The following is a 12,926-nucleotide window of genomic DNA, read 5'->3' as shown; positions in this document are numbered from 1 at the left end:
TAGAGGAGGAAGAAACATCATGACAGCAGTAAAAAAAATCGCAGTGCTAACGAGCGGTGGTGATTCACAGGGGATGAACGCGGCTGTTCGTGCGGTTGTTCGCAGCGGACTATTTCACGGATTGGAAGTGTTTGGTGTTCAACGTGGATATCAAGGGCTTTTGAACAATGACATTTTCCCAATGGATTTGCGGAGTGTGGGAGATATTATTCAGCGCGGGGGAACCGTTCTGCAATCTGCACGTTGTAAAGAGTTTTATACTGCTGAAGGGCAGCAAAAAGGGGCAGATATTTTGCGTGCGCGTGGCATTGATGGTCTCATCGTGATCGGTGGGGACGGTTCATATCATGGCGCAAACAAACTGAGCAAGCTAGGTATTAACACGATGGGCTTGCCAGGTACGATTGATAATGACATCTCATTCACGGATTATACGATCGGATTTGATACATCCGTAAGCGTTGTGGTTGATGCGGTGAACAAATTGCGTGACACGATGTCTTCGCATGAGCGTTCTTCCATCGTTGAGGTTATGGGTCGTCACTGCGGCGATATTGCGCTGCATGCCGGACTTGCTTCGGGAGCAGAAACCATTCTGGTGCCAGAAGTACCCTTTGACATGGACGAAGTGGCTGAACGTATGAAAGCCAACTTTGCACACGGCAAACGCCACAGTATTATCATCGTAGCTGAAGGTGTAGGTAAAGGCGAAGACGTGGCCAAAGAACTGATGGAACGCTGCCCGACATATGAGCCGCGTGTTACCGTTCTTGGACACATCCAGCGTGGTGGTACACCAACGCCATTTGACCGTAACCTCGCTAGCCGTCTTGGTGACTTCGCCGTTCGTAGTTTGATAGCGGGCGAGACGGATAAAGGCTGTGGACTTGTCAAAGGTGAGCTCGTTCTGACCGACATCGATAAAGTAGTAAACACCAAAAAAGAGTTCGATATGGAAACGTATGAGCTTGCACAGCGCTTGTCTCAATAAATTCTTCCAAAAAAAGAGCACAGTCCGTATGATTCGGAGTCGTGCTCTTTTATTGTATTATCAGGTTAGCCGGTAATTACTGTTTAGCCTTTTTTCTAGTCACTGTTAATGGAGTATTCTCCTTCATCTACGCGAAGAGAAGCTTGCGAGGAGAACGCTTCTTGCTTATGCGCGAAGGGGAGCTTGTTTTTGCACCCGGAAAAGCCTCCATAGAAGTGCAGTCGCCCCCACCGCGAGTCCTGCAATAAGACCAATCCAGTATCCAAATGCCCCAAGTGAAGTGTAAGTTGCCGTAAAATAACCAACGGGCAGACCGATAATCCAATAAGCAACAAAGGTAATCATCAATGCCGGATTTACATCTTTGTACCCGCGTAGCGCCCCTTGTGTAGGTGTTGCAATGGCATCCGAGATTTGGAAAAAGATTGCATAGATCAGGAAATGTTGGGTTAGTGTAATTACTTCCTGTTCATTGGAGTAAATTCGTGCAATCGACTCTCCAAAAACCACCAAAATGATCGCTGTAACCAAAGATAGCCCGATTGCTCCCCCAATGCCAAGCAGACTATACTGTTTGGCGTCTTTCAGTCGGCCTGCACCATTTTCAAAGCCAACCAGAATGGTGAGTGCCATACAGATGCTCACAGGCAACATATAGAGCGTGGAAGCGAAGTTTAATGCTGCCTGATGAGCAGCTATAGTGACCGTATCGAATCGGCTCATTAGCAGCGTGACTGCGGCAAAGATGGACGTTTCAAAAAAGGTGGCGAATCCAATGGGAACTCCGATGAGCAGGAGCTCTTTCCATTTGCTCAGAGAGATTCGTGACCATTGTCGGAAAACACCATACTGAGCAAACGGCTCCATGCGATGGGCAAAAAACAGGCTGATCAGAAAAATAAGCCAATATGTACAAGCTGTAGCTACACCTGCGCCAACACCGCCTAATTGAGGGAACCCAAAGCGTCCAAAGATAAGCAGATAGTTCAGCAAAATATTGACGGGAAGCGAAACGAGTGTGATGAGCATGGTGACACGTGTCTGTCCCAGTGCGTCCATAAAACTGCGCAGCACAGTGTATCCGAACAGTGGCATGATACCAAAGGCAAGCGCGCACAGGAAATAAAACGCTACATTTGCAACATGCGGCTCCAGAGGCATTCCTCTTAAAATGGGACTCAGCAGAAGAGCGCCTGCTCCGAGCACAATGAGACCGACTGCTATTCCAAGGTAAAGTGCCTGGATCACACTATGTCCGATCTGATCGTTCCGCCTGGAGCCAAGCAGATGAGAAACAACAGGGGTTATGCCCATCAGAATTCCGCTAAGCCCGGTTTGCACAGGCATCCATAAGCTTGTACCTATTGCTACTCCTGCGAGATCGGCGGGGGAGAATTTACCGGACATGTTGGTATCGAAAAATGACATGGCCGAAAGTGCGATCTGAGTAGTAAAGATGGGCAAAAATATAATCAGGAACTGTCTGATTTTCTGTGGGAAACTCGATGTATTCATATTCACTAAAAATGCCTCGCGATCTATATAGTTATCATGCTGATGTCACATCAGACAGCTATTAATTGTAGAGGATTTTTACGGATTTGGATAGTGTAGCAGGTGGATAGGAGTTAGAAATGGATCTCGTGAAGTTACCGATTACAGTAAAATGATGACAGTAAAACATTAAAACCCCGTTCCCACTACAAATGGAACGAGGTTGAGAGAAAGAATGTTTGCAACCTGAGGATGATCAATGAGGTCAAATGAATATTTGTGATTATAAGTCCAATTTATTTGTATTGTACACCAGGTGTGTAGCGATTGGAGGCATTCCACAGCAGATATTCATCCACGTTCATTTCCTTCATCGCCCTGATCTGATCTTCTACCTGTTTTTTGCCATATTTGATATAATGTCCGCTACCCAGCCAGCTTGCCGTGAAGTCTTGAATCCATGGACGAATAACCGGTTTGAGTTCTTTCGTGGGGTCAAGTTTCTTATGCGTATCCTTCATGGAACCTTTAATCGTAGTGTAGGGGTCTTTGTCAGGGTCTTTCACGCCATACCAGCCGGTAGAATAATGACTTGGATAGACCATAGGCGAGATGACATCCACGTTTTCCGATATTTTCACAAAATCCTGACCAATGCCTTCGGCTGCAGGTACGGAGGCAGCATATCCAAATATATCTACCGAAACTCGGACACCGAGTGGTGCAAGCTCTTTACGTGCGTATTGCACGAATTCTGCGACAACGTCAACGCGTGATTGATCGGTTTGCGAGTACTTCAGTTTATCTGCACGCGTTTCGAATCCCTCGGGAAAGCGAACGTAATCAAACTGAATTTCCTTGAAACCAAGCTTGGCAGCTTCTTTGGCAATTTCAATGTTATAATCCCAGACTTCCTTGCTGTAGGGATTCACGAAACTGTCTCCTTTGCCGTTGGCCCACACAGAGCCGTCTTGATCACGAAATGAAAGCTCGGGGTTCTTTTTGGCCAAAATGGTGTCTTTGAATACAACGATACGCGCAATGGGATAAACCTTGTGTTTTTCTAATCGTTTCATCAAGGCGTTGATATCCCGAATGAAGGACTTTGCTTCGCCCATTTGGTTCACTGCTGTGTTTTTCGTAGGGTAGGTAATGTATCCGAGATCATCTTTGACATCAATAACCATAGCATTCAGTTCAGTTTGATCTGTTAGTTCGAGCAATTGCGCCATACGGGCACCACCTGCACTGTATGCGGTGACATATATGCCTTTAACAATAGGGGCGTCGGGTTGAGGGTCTACCTTGGCAGGCGGGTTGCTAGCGTCGATGATGACTTGTTCTTTTTGTGATTGGATAATGGCAGTGTTTAAACTGCTGCTTAATGAGGGTAGTTGACTATTATTGCTATGACCCAGATCCGCAGTGACCGACGTTCCTCCGAAACTTCCCAAGGCCATTGCGAACAAGGCCCATAGTATGTTCATACTTTTCCACTCCCTTTATGTACATTCCATAATTGAATTATAYAGCAAAGCCTCCGTGCTTTTAACCATATTGATCCTTTTATGAAACAAGTGGGAAAGTGAAAACCGCTTCCTGACTGAGGAAGTCCCTCGTCAAGAAGCGGCGTAAACGGTCTGAAAAAATTATTGGATATATACATCATTTTGATGCTCACAAATACTGTACTGAATGATTTCCATTGCATCTCCCTGTTCCAGGATGCCCAGCCCATCCCGGAGAACAATCAAAGAGTCGAGTTCATTCGGTTTCAAGAAAGGGAGCATTTCCGGGCACCATTTGTTGACAATTTCAAACAGTTTTACCGTTTCCGTATCCACAATAATCACCCTTTCCTACTCGAATTCCAAAATGGTAATTCATTCGGCGCGAATCGGGAAAGCATATGGCTTTGTGAAAAGTAAAGGTTATAACCTGCTTACAACATATTTAAGAGCGCTGCATCATTATTATACCACAAAGTTATGAATTGTTAACGGGCGGGTGCCTAGCTGCGGCGGAATGAACCCATAACGCCCACCGTTTCCACGATGTTAACAAAAGCCTTCGGATCAGTTTCTTTGATAATCCGTTTGATCTCAACCAATTCGTAACGGGTTGTCACAGTCATTAACATATCCTTTTCAATGTCCGTGTATGCCCCTTGCGTTTTAATTTTTGTAACTCCACGCGGTCTGCTCAGCAGTTTTTTCAACATGGCTTCGGTTTCGTTCGTGATAATGTACAACGTTACTTTGATATGACTGATATGAATGAGATCCAGCACTTTGCCTGTAACATAGATCGACACCATGGAGGCGAGAGCGCTGTTCCAGTTATTGTTCAGGTAACCGGCTAGTAGAATGATAGCTCCGTTCATACCTGCCATGACGGTTCCGATTGGGAAATCACGATTTCTTGTGAATATAGAGCCTACAATATCCAGACCTCCAGTAGAGCCGCCAACTCGGAAGGATACCCCTGTGCCGAGTCCAACAAGCACTCCGCCAAACACACAGCTTAAGAGTGGATCGGAGGAGACAGCAGAAACAGGCAGCAGTCCAATAAACCAGGAGGTGGCTGCTACCGACACAATACTCAATATAATGAAACGTCGTCCAAGAATAAACCAACCTGCTATGAGCAGAGGGATGTTAAGAACAAAATACATTATACTAAGGTTCAGATTTGTAAAATAACCTAAAAGCATGGAAATACCGGATACTCCACCGCTGAGAAGCTGATGGGGTACCAAAAACCAATTGAAGCCGCAAGCAATCGCCGCAGCACCCAAAATGATCACTAAAGAGTGCCATATTATTTTGGGCAATTTAATCACCTCATTTTTATTTAAAACCAGATTGCTGGTAATCTTGAATAGTTTTATGATATAATGATTTGTGGATATTCTTGAGTAGGAAACTTTTCCCAAATCGATAGCTAAAATTTGAAATGTTTCAAACCCATGATTGTAGTTTTAGTCTTATCTTGGGGACCCATTCATGGAATTATGTTCGTTCATGAAAATAATTCGTCCCGTTGGGATACCCTATAAATATTAACGCTACTTAAGAATACAGACAACAAAGTGGATTGTCCACCATGTCCACCATATAAAAGGAGTATGAATAATTTTGACAAATTTAAATTTCACAGATTTCAATCTTGAACCACTGGTGCTGCAAGCCATCACTGAGCTCGGGTTTGAAGAAGCAACGCCGATTCAATCCAAATCAATTCCTCTGGCACTTGAAGGCAGAGATTTGATCGGTCAAGCTCAAACAGGTACGGGTAAAACAGCGGCATTCGGTATTCCGTTGATCAGCAAAATCTCCAAAACGGATGATAAAATCCGCGCCCTCATTATGGCACCTACACGTGAACTTGCGATCCAAGTCGCTGAAGAGATCGAAAAACTCACTCGTTTCAAAGGTCTGCGCTCCCTGCCAATCTACGGCGGACAAGACATCGTACGTCAGATTCGTGCATTGAAAAGAAAACCACAGATTATCATCGGTACACCGGGACGTCTCCTTGACCACATCAACCGCAAAACAATCAAACTTGATGATGTACAAACTGTTGTATTGGACGAAGCAGATGAAATGCTCGATATGGGATTCATGGAGGATATCCAATCCATCCTGAAACAAGTTCCAGACGAGCGTCAAACGATGTTGTTCTCTGCAACAATGCCTCCTAATATTCAAAAATTGGCTCAACAATTCTTAAATAATCCAGAACACGTTTCTGTTATTCCTAAACAAGTCAGCGCTCCGTTGATTGATCAGGCTTATATTGAAGTTCCTGAGCGTCAAAAATTCGAGGCACTTAGCCGTTTGCTGGATATGGAATCTCCAGAACTGGCTATCGTATTCGGACGCACAAAGCGTCGTGTTGACGAATTGGCTGAAGCTTTGCAAAAACGTGGATATTCGGCTGACGGTCTTCATGGTGACTTGTCTCAAAACCAACGTGATACAGTAATGCGTAAGTTCCGTGATGGCAGCATTGATGTACTCGTTGCTACAGACGTAGCCGCTCGTGGTCTCGATGTATCCGGCGTAACACATGTAGTTAACTTTGACCTTCCGCAAGACCCTGAAAGCTATGTTCACCGTATTGGTCGTACAGGTCGTGCGGGTAAAGAGGGTGCAGCATGGTCTTTCGTAACACCACGTGAGATTGATCACCTGCACTTCATCGAGCGTGTAACACGTCACCGTATTCCGCGTAAACCTTTGCCAACAATGGCAGAAGCGGTTGAAGGAAAACAACGTGTAACGGCTGAACGTCTCCTGGAGATTGTTCAATCCGGTGAACTCAATGAATACAAAGGTATCGCTATTCAAATGCTGGAGCAGTACGATTCTGTACAATTGCTGTCCGYAGCTTTGAAACTCCTGACAGGTGATAAAAAAGATGCTCAGGTGGATCTGACTCCTGAAGATCCGATCCGTGCAAAACGCCGCAGACCAGATGTACGTTCGGGCGGACGTAAACCATCAGGTTACAGCGGTAACCGTAGCAGCAGCGGAAGCAGCGGCGGTGGCTACAACCGTGATCGCAACAGCAGCGGCGGCGGACGTGGCGGTTATAATCGCGACCGTAACACTGGTGGAAGTAGCAGCGGCGGAAGCGGAAGCTACAACCGTGATCGCAAACCGCGTCCAAGCAACAACGAAGGACGTCGTCCTGCTAGAGACAACTCTTTCGAATAAGTGTAATATTAACGAGGATGGGGCAGGATGCTGCTCCGTCCTTTTTACTTTGTTGATTTTCACAAAATTTCCATTTATTAGAGTTGTGAGGTTAAGTCAGAGGGATCTTCTTTCGGGAAGTGCTGGCTTTTCCTATATATAATAAGGTATATTAATATTAGAATTCAGGTTACACGCAAGGTGCGGAGGAGGAGAAATGTTTGGAATTTAAAGGAGCTATGGGCGGGCTTTACCGACTGACAGAATGGATCACAAGACTGGCCGCAAGCAATCTCTTGTGGGCGATCTGTTCGTCACCGTTCTTGTTTTTCATGATTATGAAACTGCTCGTCATGCAGCAGAATCTCGCGAACGAATCATTACAAATGAACTGGGCTATTGCCATTGTGGCACCGCTTACACTGTTTCCGGCAACCTCAGCTTTGTTCACGGTTGTTCGTAAATGGAATATGGGAGATACGGATGTGCCGATCTTCCGTACATTCTTTACAGGTTACAAGGATAACTACAAACAAAGTTTAATCGGGGGCATTTTTTACACACTACTGTTCGCGATCATGTATCTGGACTATACGGTTTATATGACGCAGTTCCGTAATATGCAACTGGTTGGCATAATTATGCTCGTGTTGTTGCTGTTGTTGTTTGTATCCCTGTTTAACTTCTTTTCTATGGTTGTACATTACCATATGTCGATCGGCCTTATTATCAAAAATGCAGTTCTGTTAACGTTGATTCGACCTTTCCGTGTGTTCTCCACATTACTGGGAAGCGGGTTGCTGTTCTATTTCGGATTGCGTTATCCGGTGCTGTTTATCTTCTTCATTATGAGCATCGTGGCTTGGTTTGCATTTTTTAACTTCTATGCTACCTATAACAAAATGCAGGAGCAGATGCAAAAGATTCAATTACAGAAAGAAGAAGAAGAGGCCGCTGCACTGGCTGAGAAATCAGGAGAACAGGATGAAGTGCAGAGTTCTGAACCTGCTGACAATAAAGAGTTTACACAGCAAAAATAAAACATGCCTGTATGGCATTTACTTTTTACACAGTTAGGGATATAATAATTGTACATCCTGCGATGTACGTTTCGGTTATTCGTTGTTTTGAACCAATGATGATGTCTTCGGGAGATTAATACAAAATGTTGCTGAAAAGCCCTGTCTATACGACATGGGGACTTCAAATGCATTTTTGCAGTCACCCACCTGCCAAGCAGGTTCATAAGACAATGTAGCCGGACGGCATAGGCGGGTTTCTAATTTTACAATGTACAGCACCCTGACTTTCCTTGTTACGAGGAAACCGGGGTGTTTTTATGTGGGTTTATGGATGGATCCGATAAATAATTGGATTCGGATTATTGTTGATCCGTGTATTTTTGTTAAATATGATGCTTACCCTTTTGTTACTACTTGAACAATGTTACACTAGAATACATAATGGAACGGTTACACTCAAAGGAGGAAGGGTCTTGACCTTAAAGAGAACGCTCGTCGGTATCATCCGAAGTATGGAGGGAACCAGCGATCGAGCCAAGGATCCCAAATTAAAAACAAGGTATTACAATTTATCTAAAGAGAAAGCTTGGGAAGAAGTTTCTTCGACACTCAAAAAAATTCCGGGATATAAAGTGCTCCATGAAGTGCACTCGGTAGGTGAAATTATACTGGAGAAACGCACGACGTTTGGGCGCACGATGGATATTACGGTATCCATTATTTCAGTAAGTCCTGTTCGGAGTGCGGTGGATATGTACTCTGCTTCTCGCGGTTCAATGGGGGATCTTGGTTCAAACTATCGTACGATTATGCACTTGTTCTCTGTACTAGATAAAAAGCTTAGCAAGTATAAGGCGAATGAGTGAAATAAATGATGAGATAATAAAAAGCGAGAGAAGGCTGACCTTCCTCGCTTTTATTCTGCACATATGAAAGTTGTTTTACAGCAAAGCTTTTACAGCAGCGATGGCTTGCTCGAAGTTAGGGGAGTCCGTCATCTCAGGCAGATACTCCACATATGTAATTTTGTCTTCGGCATCCACAACAAAAATAGAACGCATGTCGAGTTGGAATTCTTTGATCAGAACACCATAGTTTTCGCCGAAAGAGCGTGTTTTGTAATCGGAAAGTGTAACTACACGATCAACGCCCGCTGCACCGCACCAACGTTCCTGTGCGAATGGAAGGTCTACGCTGACGGTAAGAACAACAACGTTCTCTCCGAGATCGGCAGCTTCAACGTTGAAGCGGCGAGTCTGTGCATCACATACGCCAGTGTCCAGGGAAGGAACAACGCTGATTAATTTGATCTTGCCTGCGAAGTCTTTCAGGGATGCATCTTCAATCAAGTTTTTGCTCACAGTGAAGTCAGGTGCCTGATCGCCCACTTTCAATTCGGGTCCGATCAATGTGATAGGGTTGCCTTTGAATGTGGCTGCGCCTTTACGTTCTTGTGTCATAAATAATGTTCCTCCTTATAAATTGGTGATCCGTGCCAGAATCCATTATAATCTTTTATGAAAGACATTGTCCAATCTGGGCTTGTATCTTTACGATGGATTTAAAAGATAGGTCTGATTTTAACAGGGTGGAGTGAAAGTAAAAATCTATGATATTTATTCGTTATGAAAATTGGAAAGATTATTTGAAGTACTTCCCTTTGACGTCGATTTTTTTAATTGCAAATGTTGTTATGTTTATCGTGTTAACGGTTAATGGCGGGGCGAGAAGTATTCCGGCTTTGTTTCATTTTGGAGCATTGATTAATGACGGTGCGTACTTGAATGAGTGGTGGCGTTATGTAACAGCAATGTTTCTTCATGGAGGTTTTGATCATCTGTTGTTCAACAGTTTTGCGCTCATTGTATTTGCTCCTCCTTTAGAGCGATTGCTTGGGTCTGTGAGATATGGCGTATTGTATCTGGGTGGAGGTGTAGTAGGGAACATTCTGGCCATTGCGTGGTACAAATCGATTGGTGAGCTTACCATTTTGTTAGGGGCATCTGGCGCGATCTATGCCGTCTATGGTGCGTTTCTCTACATAGCGCTGTTCCAACGGAACATCATGGATGAGACATCACGCAAAACGTTGTATACGTTGTTGCTATTCGGTATCATTTTTTCCTTTGCAGTTGCAAACGTCAGCTGGATGGCACATTTGGGTGGTTTACTCGGAGGGTTCTTTATTTATGGTTTGATCATTCGCTTGTGGCAACCTCGCATCTTCAGGAAATAGTCGGAACGTTCTTAAGATGGAATGCGGTCAACGATATTGCAGGGTATAACAGATTGGAGCGATCAGGCAAGTGGAATTAAGACAGTTACATTATTTTCTAAAAGTAGCACAGAAGGAACATGTTACACAGGCGGCAGAAGAGTTGCACGTGGCACAGTCTGCGGTCAGCAGACAGATTCATCAGCTGGAAGAGGAGCTTGGTGTTGATCTTTTTATGCAAAAAGGACGTAATTTGCAATTAACTGCGGTAGGGCAGCTTTTTTGCAAACGGGTTGAAGGTATTTTGAAGGATTTGGACAAAGCTGTGGGTGAAGTGCATGAGTTTCTTGACCCCGAACATGGGGAGATTCGGATCGGCTTCCCGCATAGTTTAGGAATTCATCTCATCCCTTCTGTAGTAGCGGCTTTTCGTCAGAAGTATCCGAATGTGAAATTCAGATTCAAGCAGGGGATGTACCCGACTTTGATACGGGATGTATTGTCAGCGGAAGTGGATTTGGCGTTTATTTCACCATTTCCGGAAAAGCATGACCAAGTGGCTGGTGATATTGTGCTGACAGAGGAGTTACACGCCATTCTGCCGCCGAATCATCCGTTAGCAGAAGAAGAGACGATTGCACTGGAGCAGCTGAAGGATGAGAAATTTGTATTATTCAGCAAAGGTTACTCCCTGCGGCCTATTGTGTGGCATGCTTGTCTGGAAGCTGGGTTCACACCAAAAATTGCTTTTGAGGGTGAGGAGACGGACACGATCCGTGGTTTGGTAGCGGCGGGTATGGGAGTCAGTCTGCTACCGGAAATGGCGTTATTCCAGACGAATCCCCTACAACCTGCACATGTGGCGATTTCTCATCCGAAAGTAACACGAACGATTGGATTGATTCACCGTGCAGATGATAAACTGCCGCTCGTTGCGCAGTCTTTCCGTTCGTTTTTACTTCAATACTTCGGTTTACAACAAAACAATACCCCATCCGGATAACGGTGGGGTATTGTTTTTGTTTATTTAGCTTATTCATTTAACAGTTAAAACATTTAATCACGGCTGTTAAAGATCCCGATGTAACGAATCAGTTCAAGTAAAGAGATCAATGCAGCGGCAACATAAGTCAACGCGGCGGCGTTCAACACTTTGGCTACGCCTTTTTCTTCTTCGTTACGGATATAACCTTCAGATACCATAATCTCACGAGCTCGATTACTTGCGTTAAACTCGACCGGCAATGTAATCAATTGGAATGCGACAGTAACGGAGAAGAAGATAATCCCGATACCGACCAGGTTCATCGCGTTAAAGATGAAACCCGCGATCAACAGGAATGGTGCAAGTCCAGATGCGAAGTTTACAATTGGAAAGATGCGGTGACGCAATGCTAGCATAGGGTAACTTTCCTTATGCTGAATGGCATGACCTACTTCGTGACAAGCAACAGATAAGGCCGAGATGGACTTTTCATAATATACAGGTTCTGACAAACGTACAACCCGGTTGATCGGATCGTAGTGGTCTGAAAGTGAACCGCGAACCGGTTCGATCGGTACATCGTGCAGGCCATTGGCATCAAGCATATGACGAGCTGCATCATAACCGGTCATTCCGTTCTGATTGGGTACTTCTGACCAGCGTCTAAAGGTACCTTTAACGCGAAATTGCGCCCATAACGAGAGCAAAAAGGCGATGATGATCAATACGAACATACCGTTATTAAAACTCATATCCATTCCTCCGCTTTCATAATAAGCTACATCATGGTGTTCTCAAGCAAGATTTTCAATGCTTCCATCGTGCCGGCGCTTTTGGTAAGTAGTCCTGCCATCATCTTGCGAGCTTGTGCAGGTTTCATCTCTCCAAGCAGTGGTTTAAGTTCATTGACTTCTCGCTCAAGTTGCTGCACATGGAGTTCAAGTGTTGTCAGTTTGCTGGCTACTTGTTCTTCTGTGCTGACCAGACGCCACTTTTCAAGAGATTGTTTAATCTCTTCGAGACTATACTTCTCTTGTTTCATCTGTACAATACGTTCAAGTCTGGTTAAGGTTTCATGACTGTAAAGACGATAATTTTTTTGTGTACGTTCTTCGGGAGCTATTAACCCGAGCTTTGTGTAATAGTCAATTGTCCGTTCGCTTACACCAGCCGTTTTGGCGAGTTCGCCAATTCGAAAAAGTTTCATATCCCCAATGATATTCACCTCGCTTGCAAGTTCAAATGTAGGGAAATGTGGTTTCCTCATGCGCTTCACATGGAACACGCCTAATTTTTCTTACTAATAAGTATGATACATGATCATGAACCATACAGTCAAACGTTATGCTTTGATCAATAGCTTGCTTCATTTCTATATCTATGTGCTCAAAGCAAGTGATTATGTACTTAAGTGCAAGAAAAAGACGTAAGACTTTATTCCCATAAAATATTTTTGGAAATGATGAAAATACTCTTGTCAACTTTCCTTACTTCTGCTTATAATGACATTAAGAGT

At 44.3% G+C, this 12,926-nt stretch carries 13 protein-coding genes and 1 other RNA gene; 7 read left to right on the top strand and 7 right to left on the bottom strand.

The window, feature by feature from the left end; translation table 11 throughout:
• Positions 1–19 precede the first annotated feature (19 nt).
• Entirely contained in the window at positions 20–991 is a 972-nt protein-coding gene (gene pfkA / locus AB4Z30_RS09020) for a 6-phosphofructokinase (RefSeq protein ID WP_434751851.1), read from the top strand.
• 165 nt (positions 992–1,156) lie between these two features.
• On the opposite strand, the gene AB4Z30_RS09015 is transcribed toward pfkA, so the two are convergent.
• From AB4Z30_RS09015 to AB4Z30_RS09000, 4 genes are all read right to left on the bottom strand, one after another.
• Complete coding sequence (locus AB4Z30_RS09015; protein WP_441925840.1) at positions 1,157–2,506, bottom strand: MATE family efflux transporter; 1,350 nt, start codon at positions 2,504–2,506, stop codon at positions 1,157–1,159.
• A gap of 275 nt (positions 2,507–2,781) precedes the next feature.
• On the bottom strand, positions 2,782–3,972 hold the full coding sequence (locus AB4Z30_RS09010) for a putative glycoside hydrolase (RefSeq protein WP_441925428.1): 1,191 nt from the start codon (positions 3,970–3,972) through the stop codon (positions 2,782–2,784).
• Positions 3,973–4,134: 162 nt separating this feature from the next.
• Positions 4,135–4,329, bottom strand: a complete 195-nt coding sequence (locus AB4Z30_RS09005; protein ID WP_090924726.1) for a hypothetical protein — start codon at positions 4,327–4,329, stop codon at positions 4,135–4,137.
• 167 nt (positions 4,330–4,496) lie between these two features.
• Positions 4,497–5,318, bottom strand: coding sequence for a YitT family protein (locus AB4Z30_RS09000; protein ID WP_434751847.1), 822 nt, complete (start codon positions 5,316–5,318; stop codon positions 4,497–4,499).
• A gap of 304 nt (positions 5,319–5,622) precedes the next feature.
• On the opposite strand from AB4Z30_RS09000, the gene AB4Z30_RS08995 reads away from it, so the two are divergent.
• The 4 genes from AB4Z30_RS08995 (at position 5,623) to AB4Z30_RS08980 (ending at position 9,076) form a co-directional block, all read left to right on the top strand.
• A complete protein-coding gene (locus tag AB4Z30_RS08995; protein ID WP_441925425.1) occupies positions 5,623–7,209 on the top strand; it encodes a DEAD/DEAH box helicase in 1,587 nt (528 codons plus the stop codon).
• Between the two features lie 200 nt (positions 7,210–7,409).
• On the top strand, positions 7,410–8,228 hold the full coding sequence (locus tag AB4Z30_RS08990) for a YesL family protein (RefSeq protein ID WP_441925423.1): 819 nt from the start codon (positions 7,410–7,412) through the stop codon (positions 8,226–8,228).
• Between the two features lie 51 nt (positions 8,229–8,279).
• Positions 8,280–8,470: non-coding RNA, 6S RNA (gene ssrS, locus AB4Z30_RS08985), on the top strand.
• Positions 8,471–8,683: 213 nt separating this feature from the next.
• Positions 8,684–9,076 carry a DUF1499 domain-containing protein gene (locus AB4Z30_RS08980; protein WP_434751844.1) on the top strand — a complete coding sequence of 131 codons (393 nt, stop codon included), beginning with the start codon at positions 8,684–8,686 and terminating at the stop codon, positions 9,074–9,076.
• 75 nt (positions 9,077–9,151) lie between these two features.
• On the opposite strand, the gene tpx is transcribed toward AB4Z30_RS08980, so the two are convergent.
• Positions 9,152–9,670, bottom strand: a complete 519-nt coding sequence (tpx, locus tag AB4Z30_RS08975) for a thiol peroxidase (protein WP_441925421.1) — start codon at positions 9,668–9,670, stop codon at positions 9,152–9,154.
• 149 nt (positions 9,671–9,819) lie between these two features.
• Here tpx and AB4Z30_RS08970 point away from each other — a divergent pair, with 149 nt between their 5' ends.
• Complete coding sequence (locus AB4Z30_RS08970) at positions 9,820–10,446, top strand: rhomboid family intramembrane serine protease (protein ID WP_441925419.1); 627 nt, start codon at positions 9,820–9,822, stop codon at positions 10,444–10,446.
• Positions 10,447–10,516: 70 nt separating this feature from the next.
• Positions 10,517–11,428 (top strand): LysR family transcriptional regulator, encoded by a 912-nt coding sequence (locus AB4Z30_RS08965; RefSeq protein WP_441925417.1) that lies wholly within the window; start codon positions 10,517–10,519, stop codon positions 11,426–11,428.
• Between the two features lie 53 nt (positions 11,429–11,481).
• Here the strand turns inward: AB4Z30_RS08965 and AB4Z30_RS08960 are convergent, their stop codons facing one another.
• Together AB4Z30_RS08960 and AB4Z30_RS08955 are read right to left on the bottom strand one after the other, a co-directional pair.
• Positions 11,482–12,162 (bottom strand): zinc metallopeptidase, encoded by a 681-nt coding sequence (locus tag AB4Z30_RS08960; RefSeq protein ID WP_123064296.1) that lies wholly within the window; start codon positions 12,160–12,162, stop codon positions 11,482–11,484.
• Positions 12,163–12,188: 26 nt separating this feature from the next.
• Positions 12,189–12,617: a MerR family transcriptional regulator gene (locus tag AB4Z30_RS08955; RefSeq protein WP_441925838.1), complete on the bottom strand. Its 429-nt coding sequence runs from the start codon at positions 12,615–12,617 to the stop codon at positions 12,189–12,191.
• Positions 12,618–12,926: the final 309 nt, after the last annotated feature.

Origin of the sequence: Paenibacillus sp. 2TAF8, assembly GCF_052114825.1 — a bacterium.
Classification (GTDB): Bacteria; Bacillota; Bacilli; order Paenibacillales; family Paenibacillaceae; genus Paenibacillus.
Note: the sequence above shows the minus strand (reverse complement) of the source record. Positions and strands in the feature narration are given on the sequence as shown.

Bases quoted from the DNA above. Each gene is read 5' to 3' on its own strand.
- pfkA (WP_434751851.1), top strand. From the start codon at position 20: ATGACAGCAGTAAAAAAAATCGCAGTGCTAACGAGCGGTGGTGATTCA.
- AB4Z30_RS09015 (WP_441925840.1), bottom strand. From the start codon at position 2,506: ATGAATACATCGAGTTTCCCACAGAAAATCAGACAGTTCCTGATTATA.
- AB4Z30_RS09010 (WP_441925428.1), bottom strand. From the start codon at position 3,972: ATGAACATACTATGGGCCTTGTTCGCAATGGCCTTGGGAAGTTTCGGA.
- tpx (WP_441925421.1), bottom strand. From the start codon at position 9,670: ATGACACAAGAACGTAAAGGCGCAGCCACATTCAAAGGCAACCCTATC.
- AB4Z30_RS08970 (WP_441925419.1), top strand. From the start codon at position 9,820: ATGATATTTATTCGTTATGAAAATTGGAAAGATTATTTGAAGTACTTC.
- AB4Z30_RS08960 (WP_123064296.1), bottom strand. From the start codon at position 12,162: ATGAGTTTTAATAACGGTATGTTCGTATTGATCATCATCGCCTTTTTG.
- AB4Z30_RS08955 (WP_441925838.1), bottom strand. From the start codon at position 12,617: ATGAAACTTTTTCGAATTGGCGAACTCGCCAAAACGGCTGGTGTAAGC.